Genomic DNA, 15,247 nt, shown 5'->3' on the forward strand with positions numbered 1-15,247 from the left:
AAATATGAAAAATTAGCATGAAATTATGTCAGCATGTTAGCACTGGAATTTTAACGATGTGGCTGCGAAGGTATGTATCGTTGAATAGAAGGAATTGTATATGAAAATAACATATTCCCTACTCGGCATTTTTCTAAGCCTAGCTTATTTTCCCTATAGTCTAGCAGCCCCTGTTACGCTTAGACTCGCCTATTCAGATATTGAGTCCTATCCATTCCAGCTAGGTAATGGTCATAAGGTATTCGATCCTCCTGGTTTGTCGTTAGATGTAATCAATCAATCTGTTAATACCCTTGGTATAGAGGTTGAATTTGTTCGTCTGCCAGGCAAAAGGGTATTGGAGTACATTAAAGAAGGAAAAGTAGACGGTGGTTTTATTTTTTCCTACAACGCTCAGCGCGCTCTATACGCTCGCTACCCTATGGTCGACGATATACCCGATCGCAGCAAACGAATGGCGACCTTAGAATATTACTTTTATAAACTAGAAGACCAGCCATTTGATTGGGATGGAACAAGTCTTATTGACTCGAACAATAAAGTTGTTGGAGCTCATTTAGGGTTCTCAATTGTTAAAGAATTGAAGACCAAAAATATCAGGGTGGATGAAGTAAGAACCACGCCACAATTGTTAGATATGTTATGCAATAATCGAATTTCTGCCATTGCAATCCAAGACAACATGATTAAGACGCTTCTCGAAAATAAACGTTGGTCTAATGTCGAAAAAGTGATGCCTGCTATTATAAAAAAAGACTATTATCTGGTGTTCAGTAGCCAATTTGTTCAACTCAGGCCTGATTTGGCTGAATTGATTTGGAATTCTATTGGTGATACCAGAGACGAGGTCATGTCTCAATCTATGGGTAAGTACCTTAACCAAGAGTAGAACCGGGTAAATCGATGGCCTATCTCGTCTGGAAATTTGATATATACGCCTAAATTTGACAGGGAGAAAGGGATGTCAACTTTCTCCTTTTTTTGTATGATACAAGGCAATACAGACGTTGAGGTAAATAAAATGAAGGCATCACTTGTTGCTGTTGTAATTACGTTCTTCCTTATTGGATGTTCGAATACATGGGATGGTGTAAAAGAAGATTCATCTACAATTTGGAATGATACTAAAGAGACGATACACGACGCTACGGAATAATAGAGAGAACATAAACCAATTTAACGACCATGCCATTATTCAAATGTTATGTGATATAGAGAGATCGCAATGTCGAAAAGTACAACAACATATTGGAACGTGCTCGTTACTGAAAACAGCAATCGGTGGGAGTCTATAGAAGGTAGCTCTGGAATGTTAGAGCAACTTACCCTTGCTCACGATGAGATAACAGGTGATTATACGCGGCTAACCCGCTTTAGAGCTGGCGCAGACACAAAAGAATTTGGTGGTAAATCTCATGATTATCCCGAGGAAATATATATTATTTCAGGTCGGCTTTATGATGCCGCTTTTCAACAATGGCTAGAAGCAGGACACTTTGCAAGTCGCCCTCCTGGTGAAGTGCATGGACCGTTCCTTTGTGAGGAAGATTGCTTAGTTATGGAGGTTTCATTTCCAAGCCAAAGTGTCTCTATCACACGACAATAGCCTTAATCACAATAATTAATAAATCATAGATTATGGCCAGATCCATACTGTATTACCTACGGACACATACGAGATATTATTTATGAACTACTTGTCGAGCGTTGAAGTGGAGCCAAACACTAAGGCAACGGCTTCTGTAATTTGGTTGCATGGTTTAGGGGCCGATGGTCACGATTTCGAACCCATAGTCGCGGAATTAAACCTCCCAAAGAATTTAGCGATTCGTTTTGTATTCCCTCATTCTCCCTCGATACCCGTGACGATTAACGGCGGTATGATTATGCCTGCGTGGTACGATATCCTGGATATGAGCATTGAACGAAAGGTAGACTTACAACAATTAGATATCTCAGCAAGTGCCGTTCAGGCGTTAATCGACCGAGAAGTTGAACGAGGAATTGACGCTAGCCGTATTATCATCGCTGGGTTTTCTCAGGGTGGGGCGGTTGCTTATCAAGCCACATTAACCTATAGCCAACCATTAGCGGGGTTATTAGTGATGTCGACTTATTTTGCCACTAAAGACACGATTCAAATACATGACAGCAATAAGAAAATTAGCATCAATATCATGCATGGTAGCCTAGATCCGGTTGTTTCCCCTGTATTGGGCGAACAAGCGCTAAAGGCACTCGTTAATATTGGTTTTGAACCAAGGTATAAGCAGTATGTGATGCAACATAACGTGTGTGCAGAGCAAATCTCTGATATTTCTGATTGGTTGCAAGAACGTCTAATCGTGTAAAAGAGCCGAAAGGATATACGCCGTATAGGTAACGTTGTGTTCTACTATGGGAGATTGAGATATGCAAAAATTGATAGATGATTTTGTACGGATGAATCAGGCGGGTCTTGTATTAGAATTATGTGAAAAATATTATGATGAGAACGTCGTTATGCTGAATAATGGCTCAGTTTTCGCGTCGTCGATGAAAGAATCCTATGACAAGCAAAAGGGCTTTATTGAATCAGTCGAACATTTTGACGTTTCTCTCATATCAACGCTTATATCTGAGAATACTGCAGAGCTTACTTTCCACTATAAAATGACAGATGCCCAGTCCCAAGTAAATGAATTCACAGGTAAACATATTCAAACTTGGAAGAATGGAAAGATCATTAGAGAAGAATACCTATCCGTCGACTAACATCGCATTCGTATGCGGTTAGAGTTGGACAGTATTATTCTAGCGATAGTTACAATGTACTTTCGTAATCTAGGGGTAGAGTTTTATTTATCTACCCCTTAATGATGGTTAAAGTGGAGATACCCTTGAGCTAGAGTAACGGTGAGTTTATTTTAATCGCTTGGTCAAGATAATAGCTTATGCAGTCAACGTCTGGAGAATCCATAGAAAGAACCCTCATAACTTTCCCTGATCCTGTTAGCATTTTATACGTGTCCATCATGTGCACTCCTTTTAGAAACCCTATGTCAACACCATTCTTTGTCGTTCTCATATGGCAGATTCCACCATTAGCATCTGAATAACTGGTTATCCGCTGTTTTCTCGTTTCTATCAGCCGATAGTGCTCGATCAGTATTTTTCTAGTGAAGACAAACAACGACTTATGCTCAGACTTTATGTCGATATCGTATTGCATATATACCCTTATTCTTATTGGTCATTATAACTGTACACATGTAGCGTAACCTCTACTTAGCTTGATTTACCATTGTCATTTTCGAATGCAGGACAGCTTGGCATCGTAATATGTTTGGACAGTACTTCAGCAATCAACAGTAATTCGGCCTCGCCATTCATTTTACCAACAAGCTGAATGCCAATAGGTAGCCCATTTCTGTCTAAACCTATCGGCATTGTAACGACGGGATGACCTATCAGGCTGATTGGGGTGGTATAGGCTGTCAACGCATCAAAGTAGTTCACCTCTAAGCCATTGACTATCAATGGTGCTTTATAGTCTCTACTCGGCCCTCGCTCTAGAGTTGGTGGCATATGTTTGAAAGCAAGGCAACATGTTACAGGTAATACCCAAGCATCAAATTGTTTAAAAAACGCTTGGCAGTCATGGATGACATCGTCTCGTTTTTTAAGAGCATTAGAATATTCACTCGGGCTTCTGCGATAACCTTGAATTACATTGTTGAGAAAGTTAGGCGATCGTTTTCGGCTATCCTTTCCAGAGAATATACTGATCCATCGAATAAAAGGATTCATTAGAGCAGACGTTTCAGACCCCATGATGTTTCCAAAAATTCGCCAACACTCGGTGAAACTGAAATGCTTAGGTTTTGAGTACTCGCATTGATGTCCAGCTTGCTGCCAACGGCTTACGGCTTGATCTATCCGATCCTTGATATCTGTGTCCAGCGGAAAGTCGTCTGCTTGATGCCAATAAGCCAAATTCAAGTGCTCGGCAATATTTGGTCTATTTTCACCTTTCAGCGCTTGCCAGATTAAAGCAAGATCTTGGGGTGCTCTAGCGATCGGCCCAGGACGAGCAAAATGTGGTAGGGATAATTTAGGTTCTACCAGTATCCCGATGCTGCTCAGAGCGCCTTCACTAGGTAACAAGCTATAGACACCACAAAAGCTTGCTGGGATTCGTAACGAACCAGAGAGGTCGGTTCCGATATCAATAAAGCTCATTCCTGATGCGATTGCAGTGCATCCGCCGCCACTGCTGCCGCCGCTGGTATATTCATGATTCCAAGGGTTTTTGCAATAACCACGAATCTTATTGTTTGTTTGAAAATCCATAGCTAAAGGAGGGAGACTTGTTTTCCCTAACAAATTAGCACCTTGTTGAAACAGTTTTTCTGCAACTGGCGCAGTGGTTTCGCATCGTGTTGCTTGATCGAGACCGAAACTACAAGGTAGGTCTTTGATATGGAACTGGTCTTTGAAGCTGATGGGCAGACCTGCAAGGAGAGAAGCGTTCTCACATACTTGCGTCTGATCTTGGTATATGAAAGCACCAAGTTCTTCATCCAATTGGGTTATTCGGTTTAACAGATGTGTTTTGATTTTTTGTGGTGTTTGAGTGCCTTGTTTTAGCTTTTTACAGGCTTGAACTGCAGATAAATGATGAATAGGCATAGATAGCTCCTTGTTTAATGTCCATGCCTAATTGCAACAGTATTCAACTATTCATGCTGTTCAACCTCTGCTGTTTTTATCGGTATATAGATATGTGTTAGCCAATCTTTTGGGGGTGTTTCAGCCGGAGAGGTTAAATAGAGTTCAAAAGGCAGAGTATCTCTTAGCTCGTAAGCTGAATTTGATAACCAAGCACGAAAAGCATGATTCCATGTTTGATATAGATAATCATAATGCCCTTTATGTTCAAATATGGCCCACAAGCCTGATTCTATTTTAAGGCAGTCTGACGTCTGTAAATGCGTTCTCGGTTCATGAAAAAGAGCCCCGTATAAGACGAGGACATGATCGTCGTTGAGGCTTTGAGGGCTTGCAGGGAATGCACTAATCAACCCATAGAGCAGTGGTTCTTGACTTAGGCGTTGAAATTCGCAAGACACATCTTGTTGTACTTGCGTGAGAAATGTCCCGTTTACCGTGCCTTTTGTCGTCTTGTAATGATAGAAAAGATCAGGCAAAGATTTAATCTCGACCTTTGGTGTTAAATTCTTTGCCGCGACGGTACTCAAAAAAGGTCGTGATTCATCTGGGCCCAATTTGGCGTGTTTTGACTGTGTACGAAAATTACTTGGGCTGATTGCAAAATGCTGCCGGAATGCTCGAGAAAATGCACTATGGGTTTCAAACCCCGATTTCAGAGCTATATCGAGTATTCCGAATTCGTTTTGGGTCAATAGGTTACTCGCTGCTCGCTCTAAACGGCGGTGCAATACGTACTGACTAACAGACTCGCCTAGATACGCACTAAACATTCGTTGAAAATGAAAGTTGGATAGATTCGCGTGTAGGGCAATTTGCTCTGCGGAAATTTTCGACTCTAAATTCTGTTCGATAAATAATAGGGCTTTTTCTAACCTATGCCGGGTTATATCACTCATGTTGGCCTCGAGTCGAAGAATACGTTGAAAAGACAATATCATGATTCAATATTTATTCTATGAAGTTGCCGTTATTCCATCAATTCATATAAAACACAATTTGGGCGATTAGAGATCAAGTTGTGTTCTTATTGACGACTGACTATAGTTGTTTGAAAGAAATAATGAGGCAGTGGTAAGTTCAATAAACTGCAATATGAACATTTAAACAGAGTGTCCTATGATAAGTATTGAGTTTCTAATTACCTCTTTAGTGGTTGTCTTGATTCCCGGAACCGGGGTTCTCTATACGATTGCAACTGGATTGTTTTCAGGGAAAAAGGCGAGTGTTTTTGCTGCTTTTGGGTGCACTCTTGGCATCGTTCCGTCTTTGATTGCAAGTATCATGGGGTTAGCGATTATCATCCATACCAGTGCGTTAGCTTTTCAAGTGATAAAAATCATAGGGGTCGCGTATCTACTGTTTCTATCTTGGTCTATGCTGCGAGCAAGTGGTTCATTAACTTTAAATGAAGGTCAAGATAGACAAAGCCTAGTTGCTGTCGCGTTTAAAGGCTTTTTAATAAATATTTTAAATCCTAAACTGACTATTTTTTTCCTTGCGTTTTTGCCCCAATTTATCCCTACCCAAGTGTCGGATCCTACGAATTATATGCTGTTGCTCGGCGCGATTTTTATGGTCATGACATTTTTTGTTTTTGTTATATATGGCATTTTGGCGACGAGCGTTCGGAATTATATTATTCATTCCGAGAAGGTAAGTACTATCGTGCAACGAATATTTGCAGGTAGTTTTACCTTATTAGGATTAAAACTTGCTCTTACTTCACGCGAGTAACCGTGTAATAACGAGTAACGTTAAAACACTATAACTAGAGCGTTACCTTTGACAGGCTAGTATCTACAACTGAATGACATTGCTCGCATGGCTAATATTATCAATCAGTGACTGTTGCTGTTCGCTATTAATGTTTGTTACCCTGAATTTTGCGTTTTTCATCAATTTGAGTCCTTAATGGAAGCTACATCCAGTCAACAAGACAGTGCCCTCGATGGGCCAATCTTGACCACGTTTTTAAAGTATTTACTGCCCTCTATAGTCGGCATGCTGGCTATGAGTTCTGCCTCTCTTGTCGATGGTATCTTTATCGGTAATTTTGTTGGTGTACCTGCTCTGGCTGCTGTCAATCTGATCATCCCAATACTGTCGGTGCTATTTGGCGTTGGTTTGATGTTGTCAATTGGTGGGTCGGTAAGAGCGGGAAAATATCTGGGGGAAAAAAATAGATCGGCCGCTTCCGCGATATTTAGTAAAACCCTGATTGCTGTCGTATTTTATGCGATTGTTATTATCTCGATTGGTCTAGTGCTTGAGCCTTTCCTGTTTCGCTTGCTTGGGGCTGGTGAAACATTAGCGCCGTTAATGAGCGAGTACTATCGCGTTGTTATGCCTTTTCTATTGGCACAACTGATGACTATTGTACTGTACTTCTTTGTTAGGCTTGACGGATTCCCCTCACTTGCCGCTACCGCCTTAGTGATTGGTGCCATACTTAATGTGGGTCTGGACTACCTATTTATAGCGGTGTTCAATTGGGGCTTAAGTGGCGCTGCTTGGGCCACTGGTTTGTCACAGCTATTGCCGTTATTGACGTTATTAATGTATTTTTTGAGCCGTAAGCGAAAGCTACGTTTCTCTTTGTGGCAAAAAAATTGGTCGGAAGTTTTTCAAGCCGCCTATAACGGTTTGTCTGAGTTTATTAATGAAATCTCCGGCGGCATTATCGCTTTTATTTTCAACTTGATGCTGATCTCCCGCGCCGGCGTTGAAGGTGTCGCCGCCATCACGGTACTGAATTATCTGTTGATGATTGGTTTTATGGTTTATTTCTCAATTGCTGATACTGCACAGGTGATGATAAGTCAAAATTTCGGGGCACAAAATGCACAGCGGCTAAGAGAATTCTTAAAGATTACGTTTTTTATGACCAGCTTAGTCAGTATATTAACTATTCTGATTTTGTTGTTGTTTAACGAATCACTCATCTATATGTTCCTAGATGATCGAGGTACCGAAGGGACAGTAGCAATGGCGATTGAATTCGTTTATTACGTTTGGCCCGTATTTATATTCGCCGGTGCTAACATGACAATATCCGGTTACCTCACCGCTATTCACTTGCCATTCCAGTCCGGTATCGTTTCGTTGTCTCGTAGCCTTATTTTTCCTGCGTCGCTGTTGATCTTATTGTTTGTGTTATTTGACGATAATCGATTTGTCATCGCGCTGCCCATTGGAGAATGCTTGACCTTTATCATTGCTCTAGCTTATTTCATTCGCCATAAACCAGCCCGAGCCATTGCTGAAGAAATAGTTAATAATGCATAACATTGCAACAAACTAGCGAGGCACACACTTAAGGATTAAGGTGTGTACCTCGCTAGTCTTCCGATTCAAAATGTATCTCTCATAATACTTTCACGCTATTGATGCTAAATTTCCCATAATGAATGGCATTTATATGTGATGAACATCACATATAAAAAGTGAATAATAGCGTCATCGAGTGAGAGGGGCTGTTACCCCAACAAGTTGTCACTCATTATTAACAGACACTTTAAGGGTAAATAAAATGAAAAAATTAACGGTTCTAGCAGCAACATTACTGATGAGCGCAACGGCATTTGCAGGTACTCAAACGGTCTACAGCGAAACGAATTTATCAACAGCTGGTTTTGCCTCGAAAGCGGCCGCGTATGAAGCAGGTTTTGATTACGTTGATGCGTTAGAGACAGCAACCAACTCTGAATTACAATTTAAACTAGCCCCCATTGGTGAAAATTCAGTGTCGAACATTCAATTAGATGACGCGATTGTTACTATTGAGGAGTTCTCTGAAGCTCGTGGTGAAATCTCTTACCGCGCTATCGTGAATGTTGATTATCATTTCGACTCCCGCGATAACAACAACGACTAATATTACGCTGTTTTGGAATTTGAAACGCCAACAGGCTACGGTCTGTTGGCTTTTTGTCATTTCACGTATAGATCAAACAAGAAGCTAGAATAGGGATTTTGAAAGGTCGAATAGCGCTTGGTTGAATGGACGTTTCATATTATTAATGCAGTCAATAAAACGTGGTGAGATATTAGAGGTAAGCCGCTGTTAACCTTCCTTGCACAACCTTGCACAATGCAGGCCTTACAAATGGCGTAACTCTTATTCTACCTGTGCGAGCATTTTATTTATGACACAGTAGAATAAGTCGACTGTGTCACTTTACGATGTCGCGTCTGTGTAATCCCACATCACGTTGCATTTTTCTTTATTAGCAGCAGTGAATAGTTCTATTAAAGGAAAAGCTCGATTAGCTAAATTGACAGGTGTATCAGAGAAGTCGTCTTCTTCTTCATTGGGAGTGACGGTCGTTTTTTCGATTTTAATGGCCGCTTTTAACTGGGTTAGTGCCGCTGGAATGTCTGCGGCTAATATGGCCCCCGGAACCGTGCCGCTGTGGCCGAGCATTTTTAGCATTTGCAACCCAACATCACCAAACATAGTAACGTTAGCATAAGCGATACAGTTAAATGTTATTAACATATTGAATGGCCTTTTAGATAATCGTCAGTTTGTATCGTGCAGTTCAAACAAAACGCAACATATTTAGAAAGTAAACAAACCATACCATATATTCGACATATTGAACTTTTGTTATCCCCCAATAACGCGAGTGAAAATGTTAAGGGTAACGAGATTATGTCTTCTCACTATAAGCTTTTTCGTGAAGTAATGGTTGCGCACATGTTAAGTTTCTTCGTAGAAAGTAGTTGATTTTTGTGCTATATAAATTAATAGAATAACAACAATAATAACTATAAAAATAATAATCTATGCGTCTGATTGGCTTCTTGAATCTTTTAAAGGAGCTTACAATGCCTACCCTATCTATCAAAGCGCGTTTATACCTGCTGTCTATTGTTCCATTACTACTTCTTGCCGCGGGCATGATGCTAGAAACCTATCTGAAAATGACGGAACTAAGTAATTCCCAAATGAAAATGGTTCGTTCTCAGATGCTTGAAATGCAAAGAGATCAACTGAAGGCATATATAGAAATTGTTGATTCTACTCTATTACCTCTTAAAGAGAGTAATGCACCTATAGAGAAAGTTGTCGAAGAGCTTTCAAAAATCAAATATGGACAAACGGGTTACTTCTTTGGTTATACAAGCAAAGGGGTTCGAGTATTTAGTGGCAGTAGTTCTAAAGGTCTCGGGGATTCTTTTTGGAATAGCAAAGATTCCAACGGTAATTCCTTTATACAGGACATCATAAACGACGCAAAAAACGGTGAAGGATATACGTCTTATTATTTTCCTAAAGCTGGACAAAATGAACCTTTGGAAAAGATGAGCTTCTCTGTATATGAGCCAGAATGGGATCTCGTCATAGGAACGGGTTTCTATTTGGATGATGTAGAAGAAACAGTCTCTAATATGAGCGCCATGACCAATGAGCAGACTGCCGAGAGCTTCACGACCATAGTAATCATCGGTGTAGTAACAATATTGGTTTCAGCCATGTTCGCTTTTTTTGTGACGAGAACCATTCTTAAGCCTCTTTATCAATTTGATTCATCGATCGCTGATTTTGCTAACGGTAAAGGTGACTTAACTGCTCGTATGGACCAATTTAAGGTTCCAGAATTCGCTAAATTAAGTGATAACTTCAATATATTTGTGTCCAACCTCCAATCTATTATCAAAAATGTTACGCACGTAAGTACCGATATCGGCGAAGAAACGTTAAATATGCGAGGCCGGGCAGACAAAGTCGATACGTTATCTATGCAACAACGAGAAGAAACCGAACAAGTTGCCACCGCGATGACAGAGATGACGTCAACAGCTCAAGAAATTTCAAGTAATGCTGTTAATGCAGCCGAGGCCGCCCATATTGCAGAAGATAAAGCGACAGAAGCGGTGACCACGGTTGATACTGCCGTCGTGTCGGTTGAATCACTAGCAAAAATCATTACTGATGCCGCGATTTCTATGGGAAAACTGGAAAGCAATGTAGTCAATATCTCTACATCTCTTAATGTGATTGAGGAAATTGCAGAGCAGACGAACCTGTTGGCCTTGAACGCTGCTATTGAAGCGGCAAGAGCGGGAGAACAAGGTAGAGGGTTTGCGGTCGTGGCGGATGAGGTTCGACAGTTAGCCAGTCGAACTCAGCAAAGTACGCGTGAGATTAGTGAAGTTATCGGTGAACTTAAAGTTTCAACAACGGAAGCCGTTTCCGCGATGAATAATAGTAACAGCCAGAGTGAACTGACGGTTGAACAAGCAACGCAAGCGGGTTCTGCCTTACAAGAAATTTTAACCGCTATAGCGACCATTATGGATATGAATGCATTGATAGCAACCGCTACCGAAGAGCAGAGTCAGGTAGGAAGGGAGATATCTCAAAGGGTTGTCGTTATCTCGGATACCAGTAGTGAAACGGCAGACGTAGCGAATATGAACAGGGTAGCAAGCGGAGAACTTAACTCCAAAGCACAGGACTTAAGTGCACTAGTGAGTCAGTTTGTCGTATAAACAATGACTGTAATTTATGCTCCGCACTCGTCAGATTGGGCCAACTATTAGTTGGCTTTCAAGACGCACTGCTTAAATTTGTCTCGTTCAAGTAACTGTACATACGTACAGTTACAATCTAGTCTATTGGTTCTATCCATGGCCAGAGTTTTTATGATGATAAAAATTTCAGTGAGCATTGATGTATCAGATTTAAAGAACGCAGAGACTTTCTATGTTGAAGCACTTGGTTGTAAAAAGGTTCGGGACCAAGGGGCGATTATGGTTGTTCTTTCTGTTGAGAATGCCGAGATATATCTGCAAGAAAAACAAGTCGGGTCAAAGCCACTTGTATCGAGTAATGTTGTCCGTGATTATGAACGCCATTGGACTCCAGTTCATTTGGATTTTCTTTGTACTAATGTGAATGAACGTGTTTCAAAAATACTAGAATTGGGTGGTTCGCATGAGGGAGGAGAGAGCGGTGAGTGGGGTTCTATTGCTCATTGTGCTGACCCTTTCGGTAATGGATTTTGCTTAATCAACGAGTAATATTTTCCGCATATAGGGCAATGTCATCTACAGCAGATATTCTCTCACGGTTTTTTTAATGATAAAGACAAAACTAACTGCATTAAATCTGATTGTGAGTAACTTTCTGCTCCTTGACCTTTGGCGATTAAATCGAGAACATGAAACTCGGCCATGTCACCGAATTCTGTTTTTAAATAGTCCCTAAAAGCCTGCTGGTTCGGCCATTTACCTCGAACGATGTAACCTTCTTCTCTATCGAAATCTTCAGTTTCAAAAAATGAGAAATCCGTCATACCTATGTTGTGACAATACAATACAAGATACATGTTATGGTCCATAAAGTGGGGGTAACAGGTTAGGTATTTAAAGGGATAACGACAGTAGATGCAAGCAACAAAGCTGTCCGTCTTAGGTTACTTATATTCTAATCTATCAGGTAACCGTTTTTGCATAAAATCAAGGAAAGCGGTGACTTTTCTTGAACGGTTAAAGCGCTCTGAAGATAAGAGTGCGACGATGTCTGCGCTAGCGAGTTCGTATGAAGGGAGGACTTGTACCAGCTTTCTGCTCTCAAGCTCTTGCTGTACATCCCACTCAGAACGTTGAATGATCCCTTGCCCAGCAACGCACCAATCCTTTGTTACTTGACTGACGTTACTTGATAAAACGGGAGAGATTCTGACATTTTTCACGTGACCAGTCGTTGTTTCAGTGAATCGCCACATAGTGGCATCTTCATTATTCTCTCTAAGCGCAATACATCGATGATTTCCTAAGTCTGTAGGTGTTTTCAATGGTTGTGCGGATTGGATATAACTAGGAGAAGCCAGTAAAAACCTTCTATTTTTGGCCAAAACAACTCTTTTAAGGGAAGAATCATCCAATTGACCAATGTAAAACATGATATCGGGACTATTGTGTACTGACCATTTAGGGATATCAGAGAGGCTAAGTTCAATTTTTGTCAACGGGTATTGGTTTTGAAACTCCGCCGCGATTGGGCCAATGTGCTGCTCTCCAAAGCCAATGGGCGAAACTAACTTTAAATCACCAGAAATGGCTAACTTCTTGTCCGAAATATCTTGTTGTAGGTGTTCTAATTCCAATAAGATCTGTTGTCCCTTTCTAGCAAAGATCTCCCCCTCATTGGTCAACGATATTGAGCGAGCGTTTCTTTCTACCAGTTTAACTCCGAGTTTACCTTCAATGTTTTGCAACCGTTGAGAAACACTCGGTGGAGTGACATTCATTTTTCTAGCGGCAGCAGCTAACGAACGACTCGCTGCAATGGTAATAAAAAACTCAATATCTTGAGATGACACCATTAGGTTGAACCTTAATCATAAAGTTAGTCGTCGTTAATTTAACTTTATCTTGCTCGCTTGTAAAATATCAAAACAAAAACGTCATGCGAGATACGAAATGGAACATTTGTTAAACGTTCACAGTGTTGAATGGGTCTATTACTTTCTGTTCACCATTGCTGTGGTTGCAGGTATTGTCGATGCAATAGCGGGTGGCGGTGGGCTTATTACGATACCGAGCTTATTGTTACTTGGAATGCCTCCAATGGTTGCACTCGGCACGAATAAGCTTCAAGCCGTAATTGGAGAGTTGACGGCGTCACTTATGTTTATTTTCAGCAAACAATTGGTTATGGAAGGAATAGTATTAGGGATTATTTTTACTTCAATAGGTGCGATAGCAGGTTCCATTGCCGTGAGTCTTGTTGATAAAGAATCGTTAGAAGTACTGTTGCCATTCATGATGGCGGGCATCACGATTTATTCGATAACCTCAAAAAAGCTTAAATCAACGGATGCGTCCGAAGCTAAGTTATCTATGTCCAATTTTATGGTATTAAACGGACTGTTTATTGGTTTTTATAATGGTTTTTTTGGTCCCGGAACGGGGTCATTCTGGATGTTGGCATTTGTGATATTACTGGGTTACACCATTAAACAAGCGACAATGGCTACTAAACCGCTAAATCTTGTTGGAAACATGGCGTCACTGATACTTTTTATTGCATTAGGACATGTAGACTACACAATGGGTTTGATTATGGGAGCAGGGCAGATAGTAGGTTCTGTCATTGGCAGTAAGTTTGTCATTGCGTATGGCACTAGGCTTGTTCGTCCGGTGTTCATATCTGTGAGTATAGCGATGACGGCCAAGTTGATATACGAAAACTTGCCCATCAAATTATTTATTTAGCTCTTTGCCCTGGGGAGCATTTACGACGTTATTCGGTAGTAAAAGGATAAGAAGATAAACTATATCAAATGTCTAGAACCGTGACAGTTGGCATGGTTCTAGTTCGTTTTATTTTAAAGAAAGAAGTAAGTTTACTTCTTTGAGCCCAATAACCGTAAAGACCAATCCTCGACCAAGTGCTTGTCTAAACGACATTCGACTAGCCTTCTCCACGAGTCAACGAGAGGCAAAGTTAACAGTTGTCGGAGTTCTTGTTCCTCTAGGCAGCCTTCAAAAATTAGCCTCATTATTCTGGATAGGGGCCAATCTGGATAAGGTCGATCACAGAGAATAATTTCGTCACCTTCGCCTAACTCGCCTGTTTCTAATACTCTAAAATACCAACCAGTTCGTAGTGTGTTCTGTAGTCTAAGCGACATATCCGGCTGCTCAAATCTTACGTTTAATTTCCAGCACGGCATTCGTCCTTGTGATACTTCAAGAAGCGTTGACCCAATACGAATTTTGTCTTCCAGACAAATGGTATATTCATTTAGACCGATTGAACTAATGTTTTCCCCAAAAGCTCCGACAGTTTTAAGGACAGGATTTTTTCCGAGCTCTTTACGCCACTCTGGGTAGTGTTCGGTCGGATAGATATGAAGTGCTTTTTCTACCCCTCCGTGAAAACGCGGATCGCCTTGTTCATCATCAGTTAAACCTAATGCTGAAACTTGTTGGCGCCCAGTCGTTGGTTTTTTATTTATTGCGCTTTGCGATCCTTTAGCAAATGGCACTGTTTTACCAACCAAAACCGCATTTACTATTCCTAACGTTGTCATATTTACTTTCTAGTCCTCATTTCGAATAGCATCAACACGAAAAGTTCTGCCTTTCAGTGTAAACCCATTTACTCGGGAATTGGTGGTTGCCAGTTTTTACAATGAAACTTCAACATCGATTAAATCAACACAATTCTGAGGTCTAGAACGAGTGTTATCAGTGTGCCATTGGCCATTTACTGTTCTAACATTTGCTAATAGTGCAATTTGGATGCATTTCCAATCACCAGCCACGATTCCCTTGCTGTCAGTACCACCAAATTGATAACACAAGACCTGCTGTCGTCCATTTTTTTTCCCTATAACGTGAGGACACATTTCTTTTTCGTGCCCTTGGTAGGTGGCAAAAATCTGCTTTTTATTAATTATTGCGTCTCGAACTAACTCATATGTAATCGCCATAAAAAATTCCTTTAATCTTTAGTCAACCGAGGTTATCAACTTACTTAATATATTCAGTTTAAATGTTATCAACTTAAAAGGCA

General features: G+C 40.7%; 19 protein-coding genes. 11 read left to right on the forward strand and 8 right to left on the reverse strand.

Annotation, left to right across the window (positions count from 1 at the left end; translation table 11 throughout):
* Positions 1-100 precede the first annotated feature (100 nt).
* The 5 genes from AACW90_RS08340 (at position 101) to AACW90_RS08360 (ending at position 2,754) form a co-directional block, all read left to right on the forward strand.
* Complete coding sequence (locus tag AACW90_RS08340) at positions 101-889, forward strand: substrate-binding periplasmic protein (RefSeq protein WP_390233119.1); 789 nt, start codon at positions 101-103, stop codon at positions 887-889.
* Positions 890-961: 72 nt separating this feature from the next.
* The gene (locus AACW90_RS08345) at positions 962-1,156 is read left to right on the forward strand and encodes a hypothetical protein (protein WP_390233121.1); all 195 of its coding nucleotides are present in this window, start codon (positions 962-964) and stop codon (positions 1,154-1,156) included.
* 69 nt (positions 1,157-1,225) lie between these two features.
* Entirely contained in the window at positions 1,226-1,606 is a 381-nt protein-coding gene (locus AACW90_RS08350; protein ID WP_390233123.1) for a cupin domain-containing protein, read from the forward strand.
* A gap of 82 nt (positions 1,607-1,688) precedes the next feature.
* A complete protein-coding gene (locus AACW90_RS08355) occupies positions 1,689-2,351 on the forward strand; it encodes an alpha/beta hydrolase (RefSeq protein ID WP_390233125.1) in 663 nt (220 codons plus the stop codon).
* A 61-nt stretch (positions 2,352-2,412) separates the two neighbouring features.
* Positions 2,413-2,754, forward strand: coding sequence for a hypothetical protein (locus tag AACW90_RS08360; protein WP_390233127.1), 342 nt, complete (start codon positions 2,413-2,415; stop codon positions 2,752-2,754).
* A gap of 130 nt (positions 2,755-2,884) precedes the next feature.
* Here AACW90_RS08360 and AACW90_RS08365 read toward each other — a convergent pair whose 3' ends face one another.
* The 3 genes from AACW90_RS08365 to AACW90_RS08375 are packed head-to-tail and all read right to left on the reverse strand — an operon-like array spanning position 2,885 to position 5,609.
* Positions 2,885-3,211 carry a hypothetical protein gene (locus AACW90_RS08365; RefSeq protein WP_390233129.1) on the reverse strand — a complete coding sequence of 109 codons (327 nt, stop codon included), beginning with the start codon at positions 3,209-3,211 and terminating at the stop codon, positions 2,885-2,887.
* 56 nt (positions 3,212-3,267) lie between these two features.
* A complete protein-coding gene (locus AACW90_RS08370; protein ID WP_390233130.1) occupies positions 3,268-4,671 on the reverse strand; it encodes an amidase in 1,404 nt (467 codons plus the stop codon).
* 47 nt (positions 4,672-4,718) lie between these two features.
* Positions 4,719-5,609 carry an AraC family transcriptional regulator gene (locus AACW90_RS08375; protein ID WP_390233132.1) on the reverse strand — a complete coding sequence of 297 codons (891 nt, stop codon included), beginning with the start codon at positions 5,607-5,609 and terminating at the stop codon, positions 4,719-4,721.
* 220 nt (positions 5,610-5,829) lie between these two features.
* On the opposite strand from AACW90_RS08375, the gene AACW90_RS08380 reads away from it, so the two are divergent.
* The 3 genes from AACW90_RS08380 to AACW90_RS08390 all read left to right on the forward strand — a co-directional run bounded on the left by AACW90_RS08380 (position 5,830) and on the right by AACW90_RS08390 (position 8,587).
* Positions 5,830-6,447 (forward strand): LysE family translocator, encoded by a 618-nt coding sequence (locus AACW90_RS08380; RefSeq protein WP_390233133.1) that lies wholly within the window; start codon positions 5,830-5,832, stop codon positions 6,445-6,447.
* Between the two features lie 177 nt (positions 6,448-6,624).
* Positions 6,625-7,998, forward strand: coding sequence for an MATE family efflux transporter (locus AACW90_RS08385; protein WP_390233135.1), 1,374 nt, complete (start codon positions 6,625-6,627; stop codon positions 7,996-7,998).
* Between the two features lie 244 nt (positions 7,999-8,242).
* Entirely contained in the window at positions 8,243-8,587 is a 345-nt protein-coding gene (locus AACW90_RS08390) for a DUF3316 domain-containing protein (RefSeq protein WP_390233137.1), read from the forward strand.
* A 303-nt stretch (positions 8,588-8,890) separates the two neighbouring features.
* Here the strand turns inward: AACW90_RS08390 and AACW90_RS08395 are convergent, their stop codons facing one another.
* Positions 8,891-9,211, reverse strand: coding sequence for a DUF1840 domain-containing protein (locus tag AACW90_RS08395; protein WP_390233139.1), 321 nt, complete (start codon positions 9,209-9,211; stop codon positions 8,891-8,893).
* A gap of 332 nt (positions 9,212-9,543) precedes the next feature.
* On the opposite strand from AACW90_RS08395, the gene AACW90_RS08400 reads away from it, so the two are divergent.
* The gene (locus tag AACW90_RS08400; RefSeq protein WP_390233141.1) at positions 9,544-11,211 is read left to right on the forward strand and encodes a methyl-accepting chemotaxis protein; all 1,668 of its coding nucleotides are present in this window, start codon (positions 9,544-9,546) and stop codon (positions 11,209-11,211) included.
* A 153-nt stretch (positions 11,212-11,364) separates the two neighbouring features.
* The gene (locus tag AACW90_RS08405; RefSeq protein WP_390233143.1) at positions 11,365-11,742 is read left to right on the forward strand and encodes a VOC family protein; all 378 of its coding nucleotides are present in this window, start codon (positions 11,365-11,367) and stop codon (positions 11,740-11,742) included.
* Positions 11,743-11,786: 44 nt separating this feature from the next.
* On the opposite strand, the gene AACW90_RS08410 is transcribed toward AACW90_RS08405, so the two are convergent.
* Together AACW90_RS08410 and AACW90_RS08415 are read right to left on the reverse strand one after the other, a co-directional pair.
* Positions 11,787-12,050, reverse strand: coding sequence for a hypothetical protein (locus tag AACW90_RS08410; protein WP_390233145.1), 264 nt, complete (start codon positions 12,048-12,050; stop codon positions 11,787-11,789).
* Positions 12,051-12,137: 87 nt separating this feature from the next.
* Positions 12,138-13,049: a LysR substrate-binding domain-containing protein gene (locus AACW90_RS08415; RefSeq protein WP_390233146.1), complete on the reverse strand. Its 912-nt coding sequence runs from the start codon at positions 13,047-13,049 to the stop codon at positions 12,138-12,140.
* A gap of 97 nt (positions 13,050-13,146) precedes the next feature.
* On the opposite strand from AACW90_RS08415, the gene AACW90_RS08420 reads away from it, so the two are divergent.
* Complete coding sequence (locus AACW90_RS08420) at positions 13,147-13,941, forward strand: TSUP family transporter (RefSeq protein WP_390233148.1); 795 nt, start codon at positions 13,147-13,149, stop codon at positions 13,939-13,941.
* Positions 13,942-14,072: 131 nt separating this feature from the next.
* On the opposite strand, the gene AACW90_RS08425 is transcribed toward AACW90_RS08420, so the two are convergent.
* Together AACW90_RS08425 and AACW90_RS08430 are read right to left on the reverse strand one after the other, a co-directional pair.
* Complete coding sequence (locus tag AACW90_RS08425) at positions 14,073-14,762, reverse strand: MOSC domain-containing protein (RefSeq protein WP_390233150.1); 690 nt, start codon at positions 14,760-14,762, stop codon at positions 14,073-14,075.
* Between the two features lie 96 nt (positions 14,763-14,858).
* Positions 14,859-15,164: a hypothetical protein gene (locus tag AACW90_RS08430; protein WP_275136015.1), complete on the reverse strand. Its 306-nt coding sequence runs from the start codon at positions 15,162-15,164 to the stop codon at positions 14,859-14,861.
* Positions 15,165-15,247: the final 83 nt, after the last annotated feature.

The organism is Vibrio frigidus, assembly GCF_042465995.1.
GTDB lineage: Bacteria > Pseudomonadota > Gammaproteobacteria > Enterobacterales > Vibrionaceae > Vibrio.

Excerpts from the sequence above, each read along its gene's own strand:
- AACW90_RS08415 (WP_390233146.1), bottom strand. The coding sequence starts at position 13,049 with ATGGTGTCATCTCAAGATATTGAGTTTTTTATTACCATTGCAGCGAGT.
- AACW90_RS08360 (WP_390233127.1), top strand. The coding sequence starts at position 2,413 with ATGCAAAAATTGATAGATGATTTTGTACGGATGAATCAGGCGGGTCTT.
- AACW90_RS08350 (WP_390233123.1), top strand. The coding sequence starts at position 1,226 with ATGTCGAAAAGTACAACAACATATTGGAACGTGCTCGTTACTGAAAAC.
- AACW90_RS08390 (WP_390233137.1), top strand. The coding sequence starts at position 8,243 with ATGAAAAAATTAACGGTTCTAGCAGCAACATTACTGATGAGCGCAACG.
- AACW90_RS08365 (WP_390233129.1), bottom strand. The coding sequence starts at position 3,211 with ATGCAATACGATATCGACATAAAGTCTGAGCATAAGTCGTTGTTTGTC.
- AACW90_RS08405 (WP_390233143.1), top strand. The coding sequence starts at position 11,365 with ATGATGATAAAAATTTCAGTGAGCATTGATGTATCAGATTTAAAGAAC.
- AACW90_RS08380 (WP_390233133.1), top strand. The coding sequence starts at position 5,830 with ATGATAAGTATTGAGTTTCTAATTACCTCTTTAGTGGTTGTCTTGATT.
- AACW90_RS08400 (WP_390233141.1), top strand. The coding sequence starts at position 9,544 with ATGCCTACCCTATCTATCAAAGCGCGTTTATACCTGCTGTCTATTGTT.
- AACW90_RS08430 (WP_275136015.1), bottom strand. The coding sequence starts at position 15,164 with ATGGCGATTACATATGAGTTAGTTCGAGACGCAATAATTAATAAAAAG.
- AACW90_RS08410 (WP_390233145.1), bottom strand. The coding sequence starts at position 12,050 with ATGTATCTTGTATTGTATTGTCACAACATAGGTATGACGGATTTCTCA.
- AACW90_RS08375 (WP_390233132.1), bottom strand. The coding sequence starts at position 5,609 with ATGAGTGATATAACCCGGCATAGGTTAGAAAAAGCCCTATTATTTATC.
- AACW90_RS08345 (WP_390233121.1), top strand. The coding sequence starts at position 962 with ATGTCAACTTTCTCCTTTTTTTGTATGATACAAGGCAATACAGACGTT.
- AACW90_RS08370 (WP_390233130.1), bottom strand. The coding sequence starts at position 4,671 with ATGCCTATTCATCATTTATCTGCAGTTCAAGCCTGTAAAAAGCTAAAA.
- AACW90_RS08385 (WP_390233135.1), top strand. The coding sequence starts at position 6,625 with ATGGAAGCTACATCCAGTCAACAAGACAGTGCCCTCGATGGGCCAATC.
- AACW90_RS08425 (WP_390233150.1), bottom strand. The coding sequence starts at position 14,762 with ATGACAACGTTAGGAATAGTAAATGCGGTTTTGGTTGGTAAAACAGTG.
- AACW90_RS08395 (WP_390233139.1), bottom strand. The coding sequence starts at position 9,211 with ATGTTAATAACATTTAACTGTATCGCTTATGCTAACGTTACTATGTTT.
- AACW90_RS08420 (WP_390233148.1), top strand. The coding sequence starts at position 13,147 with ATGGAACATTTGTTAAACGTTCACAGTGTTGAATGGGTCTATTACTTT.
- AACW90_RS08340 (WP_390233119.1), top strand. The coding sequence starts at position 101 with ATGAAAATAACATATTCCCTACTCGGCATTTTTCTAAGCCTAGCTTAT.
- AACW90_RS08355 (WP_390233125.1), top strand. The coding sequence starts at position 1,689 with ATGAACTACTTGTCGAGCGTTGAAGTGGAGCCAAACACTAAGGCAACG.